The organism is Staphylococcus arlettae (genome assembly GCF_002902345.1).
GTDB lineage: Bacteria > Bacillota > Bacilli > Staphylococcales > Staphylococcaceae > Staphylococcus > Staphylococcus arlettae.
Genome location: NZ_PPQB01000029.1, coordinates 1 through 22,069 on the forward strand (window position 1 = coordinate 1; position 22,069 = coordinate 22,069).

Annotated in this window: 20 protein-coding genes and 1 tRNA gene; 15 read left to right on the forward strand and 6 right to left on the reverse strand. The window is 30.7% G+C overall.

The window, feature by feature from the left end; all coding sequences use genetic code 11:
• Positions 1-347: 347 nt before the first annotated feature.
• Positions 348-818, forward strand: a complete 471-nt coding sequence (locus tag CD036_RS12095; protein WP_103388771.1) for a hypothetical protein — start codon at positions 348-350, stop codon at positions 816-818.
• Positions 819-1,226: 408 nt separating this feature from the next.
• Positions 1,227-2,525: a dicarboxylate/amino acid:cation symporter gene (locus tag CD036_RS12100; RefSeq protein WP_103388772.1), complete on the forward strand. Its 1,299-nt coding sequence runs from the start codon at positions 1,227-1,229 to the stop codon at positions 2,523-2,525.
• Positions 2,526-2,698: 173 nt separating this feature from the next.
• Here CD036_RS12100 and purU read toward each other — a convergent pair whose 3' ends face one another.
• On the reverse strand, positions 2,699-3,550 hold the full coding sequence (gene purU / locus CD036_RS12105) for a formyltetrahydrofolate deformylase (RefSeq protein ID WP_103388773.1): 852 nt from the start codon (positions 3,548-3,550) through the stop codon (positions 2,699-2,701).
• A gap of 431 nt (positions 3,551-3,981) precedes the next feature.
• Here purU and xdrA point away from each other — a divergent pair, with 431 nt between their 5' ends.
• The 6 genes from xdrA (at position 3,982) to yhaM (ending at position 11,468) form a co-directional block, all read left to right on the forward strand.
• Positions 3,982-4,446 carry an XRE family transcriptional regulator XdrA gene (gene xdrA, locus CD036_RS12110; RefSeq protein ID WP_002509211.1) on the forward strand — a complete coding sequence of 155 codons (465 nt, stop codon included), beginning with the start codon at positions 3,982-3,984 and terminating at the stop codon, positions 4,444-4,446.
• Positions 4,447-4,656: 210 nt separating this feature from the next.
• Positions 4,657-5,787: a DUF445 domain-containing protein gene (locus CD036_RS12115; RefSeq protein ID WP_002509210.1), complete on the forward strand. Its 1,131-nt coding sequence runs from the start codon at positions 4,657-4,659 to the stop codon at positions 5,785-5,787.
• A gap of 71 nt (positions 5,788-5,858) precedes the next feature.
• Positions 5,859-6,203 (forward strand): YlbF/YmcA family competence regulator, encoded by a 345-nt coding sequence (locus tag CD036_RS12120; protein WP_002509209.1) that lies wholly within the window; start codon positions 5,859-5,861, stop codon positions 6,201-6,203.
• 204 nt (positions 6,204-6,407) lie between these two features.
• A complete protein-coding gene (locus CD036_RS12125; RefSeq protein ID WP_103388774.1) occupies positions 6,408-7,592 on the forward strand; it encodes a metallophosphoesterase family protein in 1,185 nt (394 codons plus the stop codon).
• Position 7,593: 1 nt separating this feature from the next.
• Positions 7,594-10,527, forward strand: a complete 2,934-nt coding sequence (locus CD036_RS12130; RefSeq protein WP_002509207.1) for an ATP-binding protein — start codon at positions 7,594-7,596, stop codon at positions 10,525-10,527.
• Positions 10,527-11,468 (forward strand): 3'-5' exoribonuclease YhaM, encoded by a 942-nt coding sequence (yhaM, locus tag CD036_RS12135; RefSeq protein WP_002509206.1) that lies wholly within the window; start codon positions 10,527-10,529, stop codon positions 11,466-11,468. Before CD036_RS12130 ends, yhaM begins: the two co-directional genes overlap by 1 nt.
• Before the next feature lie 48 nt (positions 11,469-11,516).
• Here yhaM and prsA read toward each other — a convergent pair whose 3' ends face one another.
• The 4 genes from prsA to CD036_RS12155 all read right to left on the reverse strand — a co-directional run bounded on the left by prsA (position 11,517) and on the right by CD036_RS12155 (position 14,357).
• Positions 11,517-12,500 carry a peptidylprolyl isomerase PrsA gene (prsA, locus tag CD036_RS12140; protein ID WP_021459062.1) on the reverse strand — a complete coding sequence of 328 codons (984 nt, stop codon included), beginning with the start codon at positions 12,498-12,500 and terminating at the stop codon, positions 11,517-11,519.
• Between the two features lie 259 nt (positions 12,501-12,759).
• Entirely contained in the window at positions 12,760-13,329 is a 570-nt protein-coding gene (locus CD036_RS12145; RefSeq protein ID WP_002510552.1) for a DUF3267 domain-containing protein, read from the reverse strand.
• 152 nt (positions 13,330-13,481) lie between these two features.
• The gene (locus CD036_RS12150) at positions 13,482-13,853 is read right to left on the reverse strand and encodes a YtxH domain-containing protein (RefSeq protein WP_002510551.1); all 372 of its coding nucleotides are present in this window, start codon (positions 13,851-13,853) and stop codon (positions 13,482-13,484) included.
• 78 nt (positions 13,854-13,931) lie between these two features.
• Positions 13,932-14,357 carry an HIT family protein gene (locus CD036_RS12155; protein ID WP_002510550.1) on the reverse strand — a complete coding sequence of 142 codons (426 nt, stop codon included), beginning with the start codon at positions 14,355-14,357 and terminating at the stop codon, positions 13,932-13,934.
• Between the two features lie 129 nt (positions 14,358-14,486).
• Between CD036_RS12155 and ecsA the strand changes: the two genes are divergently transcribed.
• Positions 14,487-15,224 (forward strand): ABC transporter ATP-binding protein EcsA, encoded by a 738-nt coding sequence (gene ecsA / locus CD036_RS12160; protein ID WP_002510549.1) that lies wholly within the window; start codon positions 14,487-14,489, stop codon positions 15,222-15,224.
• Positions 15,221-16,444, forward strand: coding sequence for an ABC transporter permease EcsB (gene ecsB, locus CD036_RS12165; RefSeq protein WP_103388775.1), 1,224 nt, complete (start codon positions 15,221-15,223; stop codon positions 16,442-16,444). The genes ecsA and ecsB overlap by 4 nt, the downstream gene beginning before the upstream one ends.
• Before the next feature lie 184 nt (positions 16,445-16,628).
• Here the strand turns inward: ecsB and CD036_RS12170 are convergent, their stop codons facing one another.
• A complete protein-coding gene (locus CD036_RS12170) occupies positions 16,629-17,132 on the reverse strand; it encodes an antibiotic biosynthesis monooxygenase (protein WP_002510547.1) in 504 nt (167 codons plus the stop codon).
• A gap of 215 nt (positions 17,133-17,347) precedes the next feature.
• On the opposite strand from CD036_RS12170, the gene hemE reads away from it, so the two are divergent.
• The 5 genes from hemE to CD036_RS12195 all read left to right on the forward strand — a co-directional run bounded on the left by hemE (position 17,348) and on the right by CD036_RS12195 (position 22,006).
• A complete protein-coding gene (hemE, locus tag CD036_RS12175; protein ID WP_002510546.1) occupies positions 17,348-18,382 on the forward strand; it encodes a uroporphyrinogen decarboxylase in 1,035 nt (344 codons plus the stop codon).
• Between the two features lie 64 nt (positions 18,383-18,446).
• Positions 18,447-19,370, forward strand: coding sequence for a ferrochelatase (hemH, locus tag CD036_RS12180; protein ID WP_002510545.1), 924 nt, complete (start codon positions 18,447-18,449; stop codon positions 19,368-19,370).
• A 17-nt stretch (positions 19,371-19,387) separates the two neighbouring features.
• Positions 19,388-20,782, forward strand: coding sequence for a protoporphyrinogen oxidase (hemY, locus tag CD036_RS12185; RefSeq protein ID WP_002510544.1), 1,395 nt, complete (start codon positions 19,388-19,390; stop codon positions 20,780-20,782).
• A gap of 205 nt (positions 20,783-20,987) precedes the next feature.
• The gene (locus CD036_RS12190; protein WP_002510543.1) at positions 20,988-21,545 is read left to right on the forward strand and encodes an RBBP9/YdeN family alpha/beta hydrolase; all 558 of its coding nucleotides are present in this window, start codon (positions 20,988-20,990) and stop codon (positions 21,543-21,545) included.
• 387 nt (positions 21,546-21,932) lie between these two features.
• A tRNA-Met gene (locus tag CD036_RS12195) sits at positions 21,933-22,006 on the forward strand.
• Positions 22,007-22,069: the final 63 nt, after the last annotated feature.

Consider the following 22,069-nt stretch of genomic DNA (forward strand, 5'->3'; position numbering starts at 1 on the left):
CTGTAAAATATAGAAGTGCAATAATAAAAAATGTCTATTTATAAAAATGAATAATTTTAAATAACGAAAAATTCATTAATTATATTTAGTTATTATAATTTAGTTAAAAATATTTTATATTGTAATATATAAAATATAAAGAGGTGAGGAATATTTTAAAGGTAAGCTCCATTAATATAATTAAAAAAACTTATTTGGTTTATATTATAAGTATTTTAATACTATTTGGTTTGAACGTTTTAATTCTTATTAATCTAACTAATAAAAATGACTTTTTTTATATGATTCAGATAAATGCTTTAACATTTAGCACTATGTTTTGTTTTTCTTTGATAGGAGTACCCTTATTGTTTAAAGGAGAAATTTGGAAACCTAAATTATATATTAAGGCGTTAATATTTTTTACTCTATCATTATTGTTTTTACCATTTTATTGTACTATTTTGATAGGGATTATACATATATCAAACTTTTCACTAGTTTATTTGATTGAAATAGCTGTATATGTATATATATCATTCATTTTAATAAAGACTATGGTAGATTCATTAAAACTAATAAAAGCTAAATATAGTGATAAAACAGTGGAAACCATAATAGATATATACAGTAAGTTGTTTAATGTTTTGTCTTTAATAATGGTATTAATAACTGCCTATTTAGGAATGGCAGGTTTTGGAATTGGTAGAAATATTTCACTTTATACCTTATTAATTACTATTGGATTAATAGTGATTAATATTATTTTATACATATTTAGCTATGGTAGTTATGCAAGAATATTTTTAAAAGACTTATTAAATGGTTTTAGAAATTAGGAGAAATAAAAGACTCATTTTGTAACCAGTAACTTCAACTTAATAGTTATGAAAAGTTTAAAGGCCATATAGTCAAGTCATACTATATGGTTCATTAATCTTACTATATCTTCTGCCTTATTAACTCAAAGAGGTAATAACTAGATAAATAACGCTATTGCATCGTCCTTCTTCCTGTATCTGAAGAATATTGGGAAAGTCAAAATTTAAGTAATAATGAAGAATTTATTGAAAAATTAAACTAAGTCGGAAAAATTAAAAGACAAAGAAGTGAGTTTTATAATTAAATGAGTTGGAAAATACCATGTTTATTACTATAGACATGGTATTTTATTATGAAATTGTATTTTTCCTTTAAATATTATTGTTTTTCTATATAATAAAGAATAATAACAAGGAGGGATGGATATGAAAACAAAAAACTTAAGTATCAAAATTGTTATTGCTTTAATTTTAGGTATTGCTGTAGGTTCAATCTGTAATATGTTTGCACAAGCACAATTTGTAGAGGGCATTGATAAATATGTCTTTAATGTTATTGGACAAATTTTCTTAAATCTTATATTTATGTTAGTTGTGCCAGTAGTATTTGTATCAATTGTGCTAGGGGTAGTGGGTGTTGGAGATCCAAAATTATTAGGGGGTATTGGATTAAAAACACTAGGATTTTTCTTATCAACTACTGCTATTGCAATATGTATTGGTATTGCGCTTGCATTAATATTTAAACCTGGTGATGGTCATTCTGATTTATTAAAAAGTGAAGATGTTTCTAGTTATCAAAAAACATTAGATAAACAAAGTCAAGGCAGTGATAACGCTGCAGAACAAACGTTTGATCAGACACTTATAAATCTATTTCCAAAAAATCCACTTCAGGCAATGTCTGAAGGAAATATGCTACAAATTATCACCTTTGCTATTTTTATAGGTGTAGGTATTATCATGATAGGTTCAAAAGCACAAATAGTGCACAAGTTTTTTGAACAAACTAATGAAGTCTTGATGTATATTATAACGATGATAATGAATCTATTTGCACCAATTGGTACATTTGGTTTAGTAGCTCATGCATTTACAGGGGCAGGATTCGGTGCTATTAAACAATTAGGTATGTATTTCTTTATTGTTTTACTCGCATTGTTTATACATTTCTTTGTCGTCTATGGTTCTGCTATAAAATTCTTAGGAAAATCCAAACCATTGGAATTTTTCAAAGGCTTTTTACCAGCCATTACATTAGGTTTTAGTGCATCAAGTTCAACTGCAACTTTACCTGTATCAATGAAATGTACGAAGAAAATGGGGGTACGACCAGAAATTGCGTCCTTTGTTCAGCCGCTAGGTGCAACGATCAACATGGATGGAACTGCAATAATGCAAGGGGTAGCTACAATATTTATTGCACAAATTTCAGGTGTTGATCTATCACTCATGCAATTAATTACAGTCGTAGTCATTGCAGTAGTGGCATCGATTGGTACGGCAGGAGTGCCAGGTGTAGGCTTGATCATGCTTGCCATGGTACTAAATGCAATAGGATTAAATCCTGCAGCCATAGGTATTATTCTTGGTATAGATAGACTACTAGATATGACAAGAACATCTGTAAACATTACTGGTGATGCAACATGTGCACTTATTATTTCAAAAAATGAAGAGAAAAAATTACAACGCAATCAATCTGGGGCTAACGAACCAGTTTAAACATAATAAAAGGCTGGGACAATATTGTCCTAGCCTCTTTGCATATTGGCAGTAGCTGACTGTATTGAAAATACGCTTCAAACCAAGCTTTTTTCAACGCTAGTCATCCTTGCCGGGGTGGGACAACGAAATCATTTTTTCAAAATCAGATTTCTGTCCCACTCCCTTTAAGTTTATGCAAAAACTATAGTTTTATTACCTGTTGTGACAATTACTTTATGCAAAACGTGATATTCTACTGCTTGAGCTAACACTTGTGACTCTACATGACGACCTGTTTTACGCAAATCTTGGACATTATAACGGTGGTTGATACGTATAACGTCTTGATCGATGATGGGTCCTTCATCTAAATCAGACGTAACATAATGCCCCGTAGCTCCTACAAGTTTGACGCCTCGTTCCCATGCTTGTTTGTATGGGTTTGCTCCAATGAATGAAGGTAAGAACGAGTGGTGAATATTGATGATTTTATGTTCATAATGATTAACGAAATTATCTGATAGTATTTGCATATATTTAGCTAAAACGATAAGTTCAGTGTCATGTTTGGCACAAATATCTAAGATTTTTTGTTCAACTACTGGTTTTTCTTCATTACTTGGTACGTAATAAAAAGGAATATTGAAACTTTCGGCAAAATGGCGATTGTTTTCATGGTTACTAACAACACAAACGATTTCGGCTGGGATTTCTTCACGTTGTACACGTAATAATACTTCGTTAAAAGCATGATCTTCTTTTGAGACAAATAACGCAATTTTCGTTTTGACAGAACTATCAAATAGTTCATATGTAATATTGTGGCTTGCTAATTCCGTTTCTAATGCTGCCTTAACACCATCTACCTTTTCAAACTCAAAACGTAAGTATAAATTACCTTCAGTATCATTTTTATTATCATACTCAGTAAAATGATCTAAATGTAAAATATTAGAATTATATTGAGCTATGGTGCTAGTAATTAAAGAAGTAATACCTACTTTATCCTTACATGTTGCGAGTAACATATATTTATCATGCATTGCTTTCCACTCCTAATTTTTAAAAGTAACTTTGATTATAATGAAAATTCTGACAACTGTAAAATTATATTATCCCAAATATGAAAAATTAATGAACTTTAAAATTAACGATGAATAGTAACTAAAAGTAGGTTATAATATAATGTAGTGATTTTAGTAAAAAAGAGTAAAAAGTTAAAAAAAGAAGCGATTACATATGTAAGATTCCGAATACAAGATTCTGCACAAGTCTGAAATGTACGAGTATGGTTGGAAACCGTTAGATTATTTTGACAATTGTGCCAATAATAAAATATTACGAAAAATGAATTTCACTCTTTTATTTTAGTTAAAATTGTATTAAGATGTAATTTGTGTTTCAAGAAGCGTGTATTATTGCAATTTCTTGTGTCCGGATAAAATATTTCTTTTATGAAAGGTAGATTAAAGTAATGGATAGACAAAGTTTTACAGATTTAATTCAAACAAAGTTCAAAATGGTGCGTATTGAGGCAGGGTATACACAAGATACTATGGCTCAAACAATAGGACTATCAAAGAAAACTTTAGTTCAAATAGAAAAAGAAAGAGTATTACCAAATTGGACAACTTGTGTATCGATTTGTGCATTATTTAGAGATTCAGATGTACTTAACAGTACATTCGGATGTGATCCATTAGAAATGGTACAAACTATTTCAAGAAATCATTGTGCGTATCCAAATCACTCAACTACAAGTGATATATATTGGAATACTGTAGATACTCGTAATGGTTACATATTACAAAGTAATAAAGTAAGCGATATTTACAGAGTGTTAAATCAAGAAACGCAACCAATTTTTGGTACTTCAAAATTAAGAGAAGCAGAAACGTACTTTGGTAGAATTTCAAAAGAAGAATTAATGCATGTATAATAAGTAATTCGAAGTGATAGTAGGATTATTAATATAATATGATATTTAATGATTTAATCACTGTATAGAATAGACCTATATCATTAGGTCTTTTTTATTTGTTCAAAGTATCATATAGATTTAATGATGTAAGTACAATAATTATAAAATACTGGTTTTTCAATATATAATGTTTGTGTGACGAAGTTCAATTTAAAGGAGTGCTACAGCATGCATGCATTGCTAATAATATTATTTATGGTTATTATAGGTGCAATTATAGGTGGAGTTACAAATATCATTGCAGTTAGAATGTTATTTCATCCATTTAAAACGTATTATATCTTTAACAAACGTGTCCCATTCACACCGGGACTGATTCCGAAACGTAGAGGTGAAATTGCTACAAAAATCGGACAAGTTATCGAAGAACACTTATTAACAGAAAGTTTAATAAAAGCAAAGTTAAATACTGCGACATCACAGCAAGCGATACATGATATGATTACAGAACAAATTGGGAAATTAAAACATGACAATGCTACAATACACCAATTTGCTCAGAAATTTGATATTGAAATTGCGACATTAGTTGAAGATAAAACAGATCATTTTATTTCAGATAAACTTCAAGCATACTATGACAATCACTATACAGATTCGATTGAATCAATAGTACCAACTGAAATGACAACACTCGTAGACGCTAAAGTCGAAAATTTACATGAAATGCTTTTTGATAGAGCAAATGCATACTTACGATCGGCAAAAGGTACGCACGACATTGCCTCAATGTTAGATACATTTTTTGCTGAAAAGGGCAAAATTATTGGTTTATTACAAATGTTTATGTCCAAAGAAAGTATCGCAGATCGTATTCAAAGTGAATTAATACGAATGACAAGTCATCCAAAAGCCAAAAGCATTGCTCAAGAAATCATTAAAGATGAATATAGCAATCTAAAACAAAAACCGCTACATGAGGTAGTAAATGAAGAACAATTTGTGACTTTAAAAGGTGCATTTAAAGATTTAGTTATTGGTTATATGCAAATAGATAAAAACGTAAATAAACCATTTAATCAATTAATGCCGAATTTTATTACTTATTTAGAGTCGACATTCACTACTAAATTAACGCATATAATCATTGATAATGTTTCACAAAAGTTATCACCAATTATGAAAAAAATAAACTTACGTGGTCTTGTTGAAGAACAGGTAAATTCATTTGAGTTAGATTATATAGAAAAATTAATTATCGATATTGCTAATAAAGAATTAAAATTAATTATGTCTTTAGGATTTTTATTAGGTGGTATTATAGGCGCATTACAAGGTGTAATTGCTATCTTTGTATAACAAATAAAAGTATGTTATTGTATTATCGATGTGGTTAAAAGACACACATACACAGAAGGAGTGAATAAGTTATGGCAGTAAATTTATACGATCATGCAAACCAACTAGAACAAGCTTTAAGAGAAAGTGATGAGTACCAAGCTATTCAAAACGCTTATGAAAATGTTAAAGCTAATGAAGAATCAAAAAAATTATTCGAAGAATTCCGTGAAACTCAATTAAGTTTCCAACAAAAACAAATGCAAGGTGAAGAAATCGGTGAAGAAGAGCTACAAAAAGCGCAAGAGCAAGCTCAACAAATCGAAAATGATTCTAACATTTCTGAATTAATGGCTGCTGAACAAAAAATGAGCCAAGTATTCCAAGAAATCAATCAAATCATTGTAAAACCTTTAGATGAAATTTATGCTGACTAATCAACTTGATTAATCGGATAGATTATAGCCACAACACAAATATTTGTGTTGTGGCTTTTTGTTTGTCGACTGAAATGAAAAGAGTGTGATAAAATATAAATGTAAAAGTGCGTGTTAATCTCACCATAGGAACATTTCAATGTTACATGAATCATTATCACGTCATCTTTAAAAATACCCTTGTACAAAGGAGATCTATTGGATATGGTTAAATTTATTCATTGTGCTGACTTACATTTAGATAGTCCATTCAAATCTAGAAGTTATTTAAGTCAATCAATATTTGAAGATATGCAAAATAGTGCTTATGAAAGTTTTACAAGAATTGTCGATTTAGCCTTAACTGAAGAAGTAGATTTTTTAATTATTGCAGGTGATTTGTTTGATCAACAAAACAGAACATTGCGTGCTGAAGTATTTCTAAAAGAACAATTTGAGAGATTGAATAAAGAACAAATATTTGTATATATTTGTCATGGTAATCATGATCCACTGTCAAATAAAGTTGGAACTGAATGGCCAGAAAATGTTTCTGTATTTTCAGAGAATGTTGAAACATATCAAACAATAACTAAAAACGGAGAAGAAATTTATTTACATGGTTTTAGTTATCAAAATGATGCCAGTTATGAAAATAAAATAGATGCATACCCATCTAGTCAAGGTCAAAAAGGCATACATATCGGAATCTTGCATGGTACTTATAGTAAATCAAATGCTAAAGACCGTTATACAGAATTTATACTCGAAGATTTAAATAAAAAACTGTATCATTATTGGGCATTAGGTCATATACATGAGAGACAAACGTTAAGTGAAATGCCACAAATTCAATATCCAGGTAATATTCAAGGTAGACACTTTAAAGAACAAGGAGAAAAAGGGTGTCTATTAGTAGAAGGAGATCACTTAAAATTAACAGCTCAATTTATAGCTACACAACACATTCGTTTCGAACAAGCTCAAATTACTTCAGATAAAACTACTAAACAAGGATTGTTTGAAGAAATTCAAAGCTTTAAAGCAAGTGTTAGAGAACAAGGTAAGGCAATTTATCGACTTGATGTATTAGTTAATTCTGACCAGGCTATATCACAACAAGACAAATTGCAAGTCCAAGAGATGATTAGTGATTATGAAAAAAATGAGCATAATTTTGTGTTTATAGAAGATTTAAATATCGTACCAAGTGTAGAAAGTAGACACCCGCTCGTGAATGAATTTTCTCAAGATTTAATAAATGATGATAATCTATTTGAACGAGCGATGAACGATTTATACTTGAATCCCAAAGCATCGAAGTATTTAGATAATTTTTCAGAGTTTGATAGAAGAACATTAATACAACATGCGGAAAACTTGTTAAAAGAAGACATGGGAGGTGAGTAAATTGAAAATAAAATCTTTGGATATTTATGGTTACGGTCAATTCATTGAAAGTAAAATTGAATTCAATGATACTTTTACTGAAATATATGGAGAAAATGAAACGGGTAAATCTACAATACAAGCTTTTATCCATTCTATATTGTTCGGCTTTCCAACTAAAAAAGAAAACGAGCCAAGGCTTGAACCTAGATTGGGAAATCAATACGGTGGAAAGTTAACGTTAATTACGGACGATGGTTCAGAAATCCAAGTTGAACGAGTTAAAGGTAGTGCTACAGGTGATGTTAAAGTATATTTACCTAATGGTGCTATTAAAGACGAAGACTGGTTGAAACAATACTTAAATTATATTACTAAACGTACATATCAAGGCATATTTTCATTTGATGTTTTAGGACTGCAAGATATTCATAAAAATATGAATGAAACTCAGTTACAAGATTATTTGTTACAAGCAGGCGCATTAGGTTCTACCGAATTTACTAGTATGCGTGCGCAATTACATGAACGTAAAGATGAAATTTATAAAAAATCTGGACGGAATCCTACAATTAATCAACAACTGGAACAATTAAATCAGTTAGAAGCTCAAATTCGTGACGAAGAAGCTAAACTAACAACGTACCAAAGATATGTAGATGATAAAGACAAAGCAGAGCGACGTTTAAATAATTTGAAGCAAAATTTGGCACAATTATCGAAAATGCATAACGAAAAACAAAAAGAGCTTGCACTTCATGAACAAACACAAGAATGGAAATCATTGGAAGGTTCACTCAATATTGAACCAGTACATTTTCCAGAACAAGGTATTGATCGTTATGAAACTTCAAAAAGTCAAATCGACACTTTAAAAACAGACATTAGCTTACGTGAAGAGAAATTAGCGCAATTAGAAAATGAAAATAATAGAATTAATGTCGCTGAAAAACAAGATATAGAAGCAATTAATGCGTTGTATCAGCAAGAGAACAAAATAAAGCAACAAGAATTTGAACTTAAATCATTAGATAAAGAGATACAAGACAAACAACGTGAAAAAGCTGGTCTGCAAACACATATAGGCTGGCAAGAGATTTATCATGACGTAGACAGTTCGGAAGCTATGAAGAGTCATGTCAATGAACAGATCAAGGTGAAACAAGAGCAAGCAGCCTATATACAACGATTAGAGCGAGATATAGAAGAAAACAAAATTGATAATGAAACAAACGATGGCGAGCTAGATGCTTTAGAAGCAGATATCGTTCCAGAAGAAACATTTGAAAAGAAAAAACAACATAGCCGTCAACAATTTGAGTTAAAAGAAAAAAATAATCTTTATCATAAAATGAAAGAAGCATTTGATAACGAACAAAAAGAAAAGGAACGTAAACAAAATTTATTAAGAATGAGCCTTATCGTTTTATCTATTATTGGTTTGGGATTAACGATTTTTGCTTTTATGTCTGCGAACCTTATTTTCGCTATCGTCTTTGCAATCTTGACAGTGGTCTTTATTGTAGGCGTGTTCTTTGTCAAAACTAAACAAGTTGGTCACAGCGAAACTTTCTCTAAAGAGATAGAAGATTTAGAATCACAAGTTGCTGACTTGGAACAAAATTATGATTTAGATTTTGATTTAGATGAACAATATCGCATTAGAGAACAATGGAATAATGCTGTGAAAACACAAGAAGCTTTAGATAAAAAAGAGCAATATTTGAATAATAGCTATAGTCATGCGCAAAAATTATTTAATAATGCTGAAACTAATATTTCTAATGCAAAGACAGAATTAAATTTATCTGATAAAATATCAGACGAATTAATTATAGATATTATAAGTACTATCAATAAAGCCAAAGAGTTTGATACACATATTAACGAATTAATTCAACAAAGAAATAACTTAAAAGACGATATTGACAACTTTTATAATCATGCACAAGAAGTAACTAAAAATCAGTTTACACAATTTAATGCACTCGCGTTTTTCCATGATGTTAAACAATGGTTAAATGAGGCTAGAAGTAATTTAGAGCAATTCACACGTAATAGTGATCAAATTAAATTAATAAAAAATGAAATCAAACAATTGTCATTAAGATTACAAGAAAATCAAGACGTTGTATCTCAATTGTTTGAACATGTTAATGTTGAAGATGAAGAATCGTATTATCAACAACATGAACGCTATCAAAAGTATCATCAACAACTAAACAGGTTTAATGATTTATCTAAATATCTAGAAAATCAAAATTATTCCTATGATGATAATTCAAAATTAAGTAGTAAAACGTATGCACAGCTTGCACAAGAAGATTCAGTTCTATCAAAACAAGTCGATGACTATAATGATCAATTTCTTGAACTACAATCTGAAGTTAGTGACTTAAACTCTAAGATTACACATATGGAAACAGATACGACACTGGCAAATCTACGACATCAATATCATATATTGAAAAATCGCTTGAATGATGAAGCGAAAGATTGGGCAAGTTTAAGTTATCTGCAAGCACTTGTTGACGGTCACATACAACAAATTAAAGATAAAAGATTGCCTCAAGTTATTAATGAAGCAACGAGTATCTTTAATCATTTAACAAGTGGGAATTATGTTCAAGTAACTTATGCTAACAATGATTTAATGGTTAAACATAGCAATGGTCAAATGTATTTTCCTGTTGAATTAAGTCAATCAACAAAAGAATTGCTATACATTGCATTACGTTTGAGCTTGATTATGACATTAAAACCGTATTATCCGTTTCCAATTATTATTGATGATGCATTTGTTCATTTTGATAAAAAACGTAAAGAATTGATGTTAAATTATTTAAGAACATTACCACATGATTACCAGATTTTATACTTCACATGTATGAGAGATTCATCTATACCAACAAAACAAATCGTCACTTTAAATAAACCTGAGGAAGGCGGTAAATAATGAGAAATGTTGAGAAACTTAATGCAGGAGATTCAGTAGATCATTTCTTCCTAATTCATAAAGCGACACAAGGTGTTACAGCACAAGGCAAAGACTATATGACTTTATATTTACAAGATAAAAGTGGAGATATAGAAGCTAAGTTATGGACAGTTACTAAAGAAGATATGAAATTATTAGAACCTGAAAAAATTATTCACGTGCTTGGTGATGTTATAAACTACCGTGGACGTAAGCAGATGAAAATTAATAAATTTAGATTAGCAACTCCTGAAGATAATATGAAAACGCAAGATTTTGTAGGTGGAGCACCATTAACACCAGACCAAATCCAAGAAGAAATTTCACACTATATGTTAGAAATTGAAAATGCTAATTTGCAACGTATCACACGTCATTTGATTCGTAAGTATCAAGATGCATTCTTTACGTTTCCAGCAGCTAGTTCGCACCACCATAACTTTGCCAGTGGATTAAGTTATCACGTTTTGACAATGTTACAAGTTGCCAAATCAATATGTGATATTTATCCGTTGTTAAATCGTAGCTTATTATATAGTTCAATTATTTTACATGATTTAGGAAAAGTTAGAGAGTTAAGTGGACCGGTTGCTACCACATACACGGTCGAAGGAAATTTATTAGGACACATTTCCATCGCAAGTGAAGAAGTATCAGAAGCAGCGAAAGAATTGAATATTGAAGGTGAAGAAATCATGTTGCTTAAACATATGATTTTAGCCCACCATGGAAAAATGGAATTTGGCTCACCTAAGTTACCTCATATTAAAGAAGCTGAAATCTTATTCTTTATTGATAATATTGATGCGAAAATGAATATGTTTGAAAAAGCATATAATAAAACTGAAAAAGGTCAGTTTACAGAACGTATCTTTGGCTTAGATGGCAGACAATTTTATAAACCTACAGCGTTAGACTAAATAAAAAAACGACACGTATGATAAAGTTCATACGTGTCGTTTTTATTTCTATTGTCCAGATGACATAGCAGGGCTAGCACCTTGTTGTTGTTGCTGTTGTTGCTGTTGTTGCTTGATTTTCTCGGGATCTAAAATTGAATCTTCAATTGCATTTTTGATATCTCTATCTTTATAGTCTACTTTATATTCTTCAAGTAATGATTTGTATGCATCTGTTAGTAGTTTAGGTTCTTTTTGAACTTTTTGTTGTATAATTTGTGATTTAAGTTTACCTTTTTCATCATCGAAATCAGATTCTTTATCTGCTTTTATGATGTGATAACCGTAATCTGTTTTCACAATATCAGATACTTCACCTTCTTTAAGTTTAAATAAGGCTTTTTCAAACTTGTCATCCATTTGTCCTTTAATGACGTAACCTAAGCTACCACCTTTTTTAGCAGAAGCTGTGTCTTTAGATTCTTCTTTAGCAATATCACTAAATTTATCAGGGTTTTTATCTACTTCTTTTTGTATTTTTTCAGCTTTTTCTTTTGCTTTTTTATCTGATAAACCTTCTTTATCGTCTTTATTTTCTTTGACTTTAATTAAAATATGAGAACCTTTTTTAGTATCTTCTTTAATCTCTTTATCAGATATATCAACTTTTTCATTTAATAATTGTTTTTGATAAGTTTGTAATTTTTTTTGCTCTTTGTAATCATCTAAAGTCATACTTTGTTGTTTTAACATGCTTTCAAATTGATCTTTACCACCGTATTGTTTTTGTTCTTTTTCAATTTCTTTGTCAATTTTTTCTGTATCAACTTTATCTTTATATTTATCAGCTAGCAATTTGTTCAATAGAATTTGGAATGAACTATTAGCAATTTGTTCATCACCCATTTTATTCATAACATCTTCTACTTTAACATCTCCAGCTTTTGAAGAAATTAGCGTATCTTCTTTAGAATCTGTAGTATTATTGCCGCATGCGTTTAATAAAAGGGCACTTGCAGTGACTGGTATTAAGACTTTCTTAAATGATTTCATATGTTGGAAACTCCTTTTGTAATAATAACAAGGTAAATATAACATAAACTCAAGATTTGACCAATTATAAACTAATGATATAAGACTATAGTATTAGTTGTTATAGCCTATAGAGTAACTACGCTATACAAAAGACCTATTAGCATATTATCAAATTTTTTCTGTAAATGGTTGTGAAATGATAAAACCTACAATCGATGTTTTTAACAAGATTGTAGGTACTTTTGTCATATATGAATAGCTTTATTCGAGTTAACGTTTATACGCGATTGGATTTTAGTTGTCTGCGTTCAACCCAATTTAAAATATTTATACCTGTTTGGTGTTCTTCGATATGCGTCCCTTCATTAGAAAATACGATGATTTTTAAATAGAGGAAATCCATAATAGAATAACCAATATTGAGTGCTAATAAAAACATCAAATAGTGACCTATGAATGGAAAAAGTATGCAAAGATAAATGCAAATTGACGAAATGATGATAAATGGCATAACCAAATCAATGCAAAAGTATATTTTATTGATAGGTGTATTTACGTAAGTATTATAAAAAGGTACACGCTTTTGGCGTATAAGTTTATATTTTTTAAAAGATTTATAATAAGGGAACAGAAAAATTAAATGTATAGCTTTATGCACTGGATAAAGCAAAATAACGATAACAAGAAATAACAAAAAATATCTATCTGTTAAGGCAGTGTTTGAAAAATAATGCATAATTTCAAAACAAACTAAATAGGAAATAATGGTTGCAACAAAGCTTAAAAAAGCAATTCTTGGCAGACCAAAGCGTGCATTAATATCAATATGACGTGAGCATAAAAACATACACCAATTCTCCTTTAAATGATAAGTGTAATATATCTAAGTATTATCTACCGTATTGAATTAATCGTCAAGATAGTTTTATAAAAAATAGAGACATTACACGCATAACTAACGTCAATGTCTCTATTAAATACTATTAATTTAACTATAGATTATTTATCTTTTTCAAATGTTTTACTTATTTCTTCTCCACGGTTTTGTAGATTTTCTACATGTGATTGGATACGTTCAATATTTGGGTTGATATCTGCTTTAAACGAACCAATCATTTCTTTAACTTCATCACCTATTGAACTACCGAATTCAGTACTTTCTGATTTGATTTGAGCGACATAGTTTGTAATGTCGTTAATATTTTGTTTGATTGAATCTACTTCACGACTTAATTCAGAATCAGCGCCTGTTGGTTTTACTTGATTACCAGTTAATTGGTTTTGTGTTTTATTTTCACGATTCATTAACACGACACCAACACCAGTAGCAACACCTGCACCTAATCCTAATAATACTTGAGCTACTTTCATAAATACTCTCCTCATTTCTAAAATATCTCAATAATTAATATTACACTATTACCCATTTTAAAGAATAATTAAGCATTATTATTCAAATTGTGCAGCGATCTGTTTAGCAATAGTTTCTTTTTGTGCATCGTCAATTATATCTTCATGCGTTTCCCATTTATAACCGAAACCATCAGTATCATTTTCATATCTTGGTAGTAAATGGAAATGTAGATGGAATACAGATTGGTCTGCAAATTCACCATTATTTTGAATTATATTTAAACCATCTGGATTAAATGCTGATTTGATAGCATTTGCTACTTTTGGCAAAGCTGCACCGATATGTTTCATTGTTTCTTCATCGGTTTCGAAAATATTAGCTGATACTTTTTTAGGTACTAATAACGTATGACCTTTAGTTACTTGAGAAATATCTAAAAAGGCATAAACGTAGTCATCTTCATAAACTTTGAAACTTGGGATGTCACCTGCGATGATTTTACTAAAGATTGTTTCAGTCATATAAACTACACTCCTTGTATCATTGTTATGGACTATTATAGCATTCCTTGTTATGATTCGTAATATTTCAACTATATATTTATCACTGAAATTATTTTTTTGATACAATGTATTTTATGGAGGTGCGAAATGACAGTAAAAGTAGAAAATCTAACAGGTGGGTATGGTAAAACACCTGTAATTAACAATATAAATTTTGAATTGAAATCAGGAGAAATAGTAGGGCTGATTGGACTGAATGGCGCAGGGAAAAGTACGACTATTAAGCATATGTTAGGACTACTTAACCCAATGCAAGGTAAGCTTTCTATTTCGAATGTTGATATTAATGAAGATGTTGAAAATTATAGAAAAAAATTGTCTTATATACCAGAATCACCAGTCATATATGACGAACTAACATTACAAGAACATATTTATATGACAGCAATGGCTTATGGTATAGATAGAGAGACTGCTATGGAACGTGCAGAACCATTACTACAAACTTTTCGCCTTAAACAAGAATTAGGTATATTTCCTAGTCACTTCTCTAAAGGGATGAAACAAAAAGTCATGATAATATGCGCTTTTATCGTTAATCCTGAATTATATATTATTGACGAACCTTTTCTTGGTTTAGATCCATTAGGTATACAATCAATGTTAGATTTAATGGTAGAAAAGAAAGAAGAGGGTAGAACAGTATTAATGAGTACCCATATTTTGGCAACTGCAGAGAAATACTGCGACCGTTTTATTATACTAGATAAAGGTGAAATCGTAGCAATAGGTGATTTAGCAAGCTTACAGTCGCAAACTGGAATGACAGATAAAACACTAGACGAAATTTATATCCATGTTACTCAAGGTGGACAACAATCATGAGTCAAAGTGCAAAAGCTTTATTTAATAGAAGAAAGCAAGCAATCACAAAAGAAAAGCAATATTATAATAAATTTATTTTTAACGGTCATTTTTCAGTCTTTTTAGTTATATTATTAGGTGCTTTTATTTTGGGTTATGGTGAATGGTTACAAACGATGCCTAAAAATATTAATTATGCGTTGATTGTCAGTATAATTGTAGCTATTACATCACTGTTTCCAATAAGAACATTGCTGAAAGAAGCAGATAAACTCTTTTTATTACCGTTTGAACAACATATGAGTACTTATATGAAGAAAAGTCTTGTTTATAGTTATATGTTGAGAGTTGGGATGCAAATTGTTATTGTTCTCATATTCTTTCCACTATTTTATGTGCTGAATAATCAGACCTTTAGTTTTTATATTGTATTTGCTATTGTTGCACTCATAAATCCAATGTTAGGTTTGCTGTTAAAATGGCAATGGTACAAGTATAAATTAGAAGGTTGGTCAGTACATACGTTATTGTTTATTCTATACACGGCTATGTATTATGTAACGTTAGAAGTTAAAAATTTATCTGGCCTACCTATCGTAATAATATTAATAGCGTTAATTGTATTGCTGGGTTATTTAAACCAAAAGCAATTGTTTCCGTGGGAACGAATGATTAATGCTGAAGAACAACATCATATGAACTATTATAAATTTGTAAATATGTTTACAGATGTAAAACATATCAAAACAACTGCAGTAAGAAGAAGTTATTTAGATCCTCTTTTACCTACACCTAAGGGGAAACGATTTAATGAAAATAATATGTATTTATATTTATTTATCCGCAGTTTTGTTAGAGGTAAAGATGCATTTAACATTATCTTAAGGTTGATTTTGATAGCAATCGTCTTAATGGTATGGCTTGACCAAATGATAATATCATTAATAATCGGAAGTTTATTTATGTATATTATTATTTTGCAAATGGCACAATTTTATACGCAACAAGCCTATGGTTTGTGGCCACAAGTATGGCCAGTGTCTGATGCTAAAGTGATTAAAGGATACGAACAATTTTTATATCGGTTAATGACTATTGTAGGTGTAATATTATTTATCACTTATACAAGTGTGCAACCATTGTTTTTCTATTACGCTTTAATCTTTTTTGTAGTGGGTGCTATCACAATTAGAAATGTGACAAAAAAACTTAAATATCAAGAAGCTTTATTACGAGATTAAACAAAAAGGCTGGGTCATAATTGATATGACCCAGCCTCAATTTATATTGCCAGTAGATGACTGAAAATGCTCGTTAATCAAGCTTTCAATTCTAGTCTTACAAGCAGGAGTGAAACGATGAAATCATTTTTTATTAAAATCAGATTTCTGTCTCACTCCTATTTTAGTGTATTAACATTGCTATTTAATTATCATCAATTGGATATAAAAATCTTTCGAAGTAACTAGAATGTTGCCCGCTTAGTCCAAAGAATTGACTTAATGCAAGCTTATCGAAGTGATTTTTAAAAACAGAAGATGCTTTAAAGTCTTCATAAGCACTACGTGATTCAAAACCAAAGTAAATTTTATAAGTTAAACCTTGATCTGGTTTCAAGAAACGATAAGCTCTAAATCCAGCAAACTGTTTGAAATCTGCCGTAACCCCTTGGAGTGTTTTTTCTAATTGATAGGCATGATCTTCGGATGCAGGTATGAATATGACCGAATAAAAGTAATCTTCTTTTAAATCACCTTCAGATTTTATAACTTCATAAATCAGTGGTTCTTTTAAGACAGTATCATTATCTGTTTCTTCTAGAATTACTGAAGAATCTGATGTCGAAAATTGTAGTAAGTTGTGATTAGGATTATTCAATCGGATTTGATTTAAATAACCAAATGTTCCATAGGATGCATAGATTTTCATATCGTTGGTCCCCCTTAGTTAAATAAACATGTAATAAAAAATTATGCTTTGGTAATATTATAATAGATTTACATTAGAATACAATAGTCAAATGATTAGAAAGCAATAAAGTACACTCTATGGCATTTTTATGACATTTATGCACTTTAAAATACGCAGGGTAGTACAGTATGATAATATAGATGAGAATGATTATAATCTAGGAGGAATCGCAGGTGCTTAATAAAAATAACACAATACTACACATGATAAAAGGTGAACCAGTTGACCATACACCTGTGTGGTTTATGCGACAAGCAGGGCGCTCTCAACCTGAATACAGAAAACTAAAAGAAAAGTACTCATTATTTGAAATCACGCACCAACCTGAATTATGTGCATACGTAACACACTTACCTGTTGATAATTATAATACAGATGCTGCCGTGCTATACAAAGACATTATGACCCCTTTACAACCAATTGGCATTGATGTAGAGATCAAGTCGGGTATAGGACCTGTAATTCACAATCCAATAAAATCTCTACAAGATGTTGAAAAATTAGGGAAGATAGATCCTAAGCGCGATGTACCATATGTATTAGATACTATTAAATTACTAACTGAAGAGAAATTAAATGTGCCATTAATAGGTTTTACTGGAGCACCATTTACTTTGGCAAGTTATATGATCGAAGGAGGTCCTTCGAAAAATTATAACAATACTAAAGCCATGATGTATTCCGACGAAGAAACGTGGTTTGCATTGATGAATCATTTAGTAGAAATGTCTATTACTTATGTCTCAGCACAAGTAGAAGCAGGGGCTGAATTAATCCAAGTATTTGATTCATGGGGCGGAGCATTAAATGAAGAAGATTATGCTTATTATATTAAGCCTGCCATGGATAAACTCATTACAGGAATTAAACAACAATACGATGTCCCTGTAATTTTATTTGGTGTAGGTGCAAGTCATTTAATCAAACAATGGGATAGTTTACCAATTGATGTTTTAGGATTAGATTGGCGTTGCTCTATTCAACAAGCTCAAGATTTGCATATCACCAAGACATTACAAGGGAATTTAGATCCTTCATTATTATTAGCTCCGTGGGATGTCATAGAACGAAAATTAAAACCAATTTTAGATCAAGGTATGGCACATGGTAAACATATATTTAATTTAGGGCACGGCGTTTTCCCAGAAGTACAACCACAAACATTGGAGAAAATAACAACATTTGTACACAATTACACTAAGCGATAAGGGTTTGAATTTGCATTGATTATTAAAATGCGCAGAAATGATTGATAAAAAGGATGATAACACAATGAAAAAAACAGTAGGACTATTAGTTATGGCATATGGTACACCATATAGCGAAAGCGATATAGAAGCTTATTATACAGATATTAGACATGGTAAACGTCCATCAGAAGAAGAACTACAAGATTTAAAAGATAGATATGAATTTATAGGAGGCTTATCACCTTTAGCAAGTACGACACAAAATCAAGCTGAAGCACTGTGTAGTACCTTAAATGATGCATATAGTGATGTAGAATTTAAATTATATATAGGTTTAAAACATATTCAGCCATTTATTGAAGATGCAGTTGAAGACATGAACAAAGATGGTATTACAGAAGCAATAACTGTAGTGTTAGCACCACACTTTTCAAATTTCTCCGTGGGGTCATATAATAAAAGGGCTAAATTAGCAGCAGATGATTATGGAATCTCATTGACACACGTTTCACATTATTACCATCAACCAAAATTCATTCAATATTGGACTGAAAAAATTAATGAAACATTAGCAACAATTTCACCGGAAGAACATGATGATACTGTATTGGTTGTATCTGCACATAGTTTGCCAAAAGGTATGATAGAACAAAGTAATGACCCATATCCAGATGAACTGCATGATACAGCAGAATTATTAAAAGAAAAGTCTAATATCATACACGTTGCAGAAGGTTGGCAATCAGAAGGTAACACAGGAACACCATGGTTAGGACCTGATGTGCAAGATTTAACTAGAAAACTTGCACAAGAACATGGATATAAAAACTTCATTTATACACCAGTTGGTTTTGTTTGTGAGCATTTAGAAGTGTTATACGATAATGATTACGAATGTAAGGTAGTTTGTGATGAAGTTGGAGCAAAATATTATCGTCCAGAAATGCCTAATACTGATCCATTATTTATAAATGCGATTGTTGACGAAATAAGAAATCTTTATTAAAGGTAGTGTGATCCAAATTGGCTAAAAATATTGCAATTATTGGTGCTGGCATTACAGGACTGTCGAGTGCATATTTTATAAAAAAGCAACAACCCGATGTCAATGTCACAATTTACGAAGCGACTAATCGACCGGGAGGAAAAATTCAAACATATCGCCGGGATGGTTATACGATTGAACTAGGTCCAGAATCCTATTTAGGTCGTAAAACAATTATGACAGAAGTAGCTGAAGATATTGGTCTAGCAGATGATTTGATAACAAATCAAACCGGTCAATCATATATCTATGCTAAAAATAAACTGTATCCAATTCCCGGTGGCTCAATCATGGGAATTCCAACTGATATCAAGCCATTTTTAAAAACAAAACTAATTTCACCTAAAGGTAAATTACGAGCGGGACTAGATTTATTTAAAAAGACTATGCCAATTGAAAATGATATTTCAGTAGGCGCATTTTTCAGATATAGGTTAGGGAATGAAGTGTTAGAGAATTTAATTGAACCGTTAATGGGTGGCATCTATGGTACAAATATAGATGATTTAAGTCTTTTAAGTACCTTTCCTCAATTTAAAGAACGAGAAGCCCAGTTTGGTAGTTTAATTAAAGGCATGCGCTATGAGAAAGAACAACGTCAAAAACAGAACAAATTATATCCTGGTGCGCCTAAAGGCCAATTCAAACAATTTCAACATGGTTTGAGTTCATTTATAGAAGCTTTAGAAACTCATCTACGTCAAGCAGGCGTTAACTTTAAATACAATACACCAGTAAAAGATATTGAAGTATCTCAACAAAGCTATCATTTACACCTAGATAATGAAGTGCAAGAATATGATGGACTTATTGTAGCAACAGCGCACGAAGCATTTATGAAATGGTTTGACCATGACCCTGGATTTGATTATTTTAAAACGATGCAATCAACGACAGTAGCAACGGTTGTCCTCGCTTTTGATGAAGCGGATATTGAAAATACTTATGAAGGTACTGGTTTTGTTATCGCTAGAACAAGTAACACAAATATTACTGCTTGTACTTGGACTAGTAAAAAATGGCCATTTACGACACCTCAAGGAAAAGTATTATTACGTGCTTATGTAGGGAAACCAGGGGATAATGTTGTTAATGAACATTCAGACGAAGAGATAGTGAATATTGTGCGTAAAGATTTAAGTAATATGATGACTATAAAAGGTGATCCTGAGTTTAGCATTGTTAATAGATTACCGCATAGTATGCCACAATATCATGTCGGTCATATCGGACAAATTAAGACCATACAAGAACATATACGTGCTACGTATCCAAAACTAGCTATCACGGGTGCACCTTTTGAAGCTGTCGGTCTTCCAGATTGTGTAATGCAAGCCCAAAAAGCAGTAGATGACATTTTATCAGAACTATAAATCATTTTTAAAACCTTAACTGAACAATTTAAAGGTGAAATGAAGATTTTTAAGAGAATATTTAACGAGCTGATTTTAACTGGAACATTATTAATGTTCCAGTTTTATATTTATAGAAGTAGCTAAACTTGAATAATAAGTATAATATTAATATATTTATATTGTATGTATAATCGGTTTCAATTTTAGATTAGGAGGTAAAATCATGACGGATATAATAATAGTACATTCTAAACATGGTGATTCAAGTAATCATTGGTATGAATGGTTAGAAAACAATTTGATATTAGAAGGATACGACGTTACATTATTTAATATTGCTATAGAAAGTAATGACAATTTAGCACAGTGGATAGAAGAGATGAAACGACAAATATCAGTTAAGAAAGAAGATACATATTTTGTGACACATGGTTTTGGAACGTTAGCAGCATTAAAATATATTGAATTAGCTGACATGCCAGTAGTGGAAGGGTTATTCTCCATAGCTGGTTTTAAAGATGATGCACAAGCTATATCAGAAGATTTGAATACCCAAGATTTTACTTTAAATTATGACATTATTAAAAGTAAAGTAGGTGAGTTCTATGGTTTATGTGCAAAAAACGATCAACAAGTCTCGTATAAAGAAACTCAGCGTCTTATTGAAACGTTAGATGGGACATGTAAAGTTACTGAAAGTGGTGGCCACTTTACAGAAGAAGATGGCTTTTCTACGTTTATTAAGTTACAAAGTAAAATGCAAGCAGTGATGAGTAGTTAACTTTATAAAAATTCAATAACTTAACGCTAGAGTAAAAAGCTACTTATTCTAGCGTTTTACAACTTAAAATTATAAAGCTACATGCACGTATTTTACAAAGTTATAATAAATAACAAAATTATTACATAAATTACACACTAAAAATAGAAAATTATCGTTATAATCCTTTTTTACACCAATTTCTTTTGAAAGGTTATTGACTATATAAGCAAAACTTAATATACTAATTAAGTACTTAAGAAAACCACATATAACTTTTAATTTTGACATATAAATTTTAAATTCATGTTAATTAAATGTTAAAAACAATTAATTAATTGTTGACACAAAGTTAAAGAAATGTTATATTAGATAAGTAAGCCAATAAAAGCCAATTAATATTATTACCGCGGGATGGAGCAGTTCGGTAGCTCGTCGGGCTCATAACCCGAAGGTCGGTGGTTCAAATCCGCCTCCCGCAATTACATAATGGTCTCGTAGTGTAGCGGTTAACACGCCTGCCTGTCACGCAGGAGATCGCGGGT

Excerpts from the sequence above, each read along its gene's own strand:
- yhaM (WP_002509206.1), top strand. The coding sequence starts at position 10,527 with ATGAGAAATGTTGAGAAACTTAATGCAGGAGATTCAGTAGATCATTTC.
- CD036_RS12120 (WP_002509209.1), top strand. The coding sequence starts at position 5,859 with ATGGCAGTAAATTTATACGATCATGCAAACCAACTAGAACAAGCTTTA.
- CD036_RS12190 (WP_002510543.1), top strand. The coding sequence starts at position 20,988 with ATGACGGATATAATAATAGTACATTCTAAACATGGTGATTCAAGTAAT.
- ecsA (WP_002510549.1), top strand. The coding sequence starts at position 14,487 with ATGACAGTAAAAGTAGAAAATCTAACAGGTGGGTATGGTAAAACACCT.
- CD036_RS12155 (WP_002510550.1), bottom strand. The coding sequence starts at position 14,357 with ATGACTGAAACAATCTTTAGTAAAATCATCGCAGGTGACATCCCAAGT.
- purU (WP_103388773.1), bottom strand. The coding sequence starts at position 3,550 with ATGCATGATAAATATATGTTACTCGCAACATGTAAGGATAAAGTAGGT.
- CD036_RS12150 (WP_002510551.1), bottom strand. The coding sequence starts at position 13,853 with ATGAAAGTAGCTCAAGTATTATTAGGATTAGGTGCAGGTGTTGCTACT.
- hemH (WP_002510545.1), top strand. The coding sequence starts at position 18,447 with ATGAAAAAAACAGTAGGACTATTAGTTATGGCATATGGTACACCATAT.
- CD036_RS12145 (WP_002510552.1), bottom strand. The coding sequence starts at position 13,329 with ATGTTTTTATGCTCACGTCATATTGATATTAATGCACGCTTTGGTCTG.
- CD036_RS12125 (WP_103388774.1), top strand. The coding sequence starts at position 6,408 with ATGGTTAAATTTATTCATTGTGCTGACTTACATTTAGATAGTCCATTC.
- CD036_RS12115 (WP_002509210.1), top strand. The coding sequence starts at position 4,657 with ATGCATGCATTGCTAATAATATTATTTATGGTTATTATAGGTGCAATT.
- prsA (WP_021459062.1), bottom strand. The coding sequence starts at position 12,500 with ATGAAATCATTTAAGAAAGTCTTAATACCAGTCACTGCAAGTGCCCTT.
- CD036_RS12170 (WP_002510547.1), bottom strand. The coding sequence starts at position 17,132 with ATGAAAATCTATGCATCCTATGGAACATTTGGTTATTTAAATCAAATC.
- CD036_RS12100 (WP_103388772.1), top strand. The coding sequence starts at position 1,227 with ATGAAAACAAAAAACTTAAGTATCAAAATTGTTATTGCTTTAATTTTA.
- xdrA (WP_002509211.1), top strand. The coding sequence starts at position 3,982 with ATGGATAGACAAAGTTTTACAGATTTAATTCAAACAAAGTTCAAAATG.
- ecsB (WP_103388775.1), top strand. The coding sequence starts at position 15,221 with ATGAGTCAAAGTGCAAAAGCTTTATTTAATAGAAGAAAGCAAGCAATC.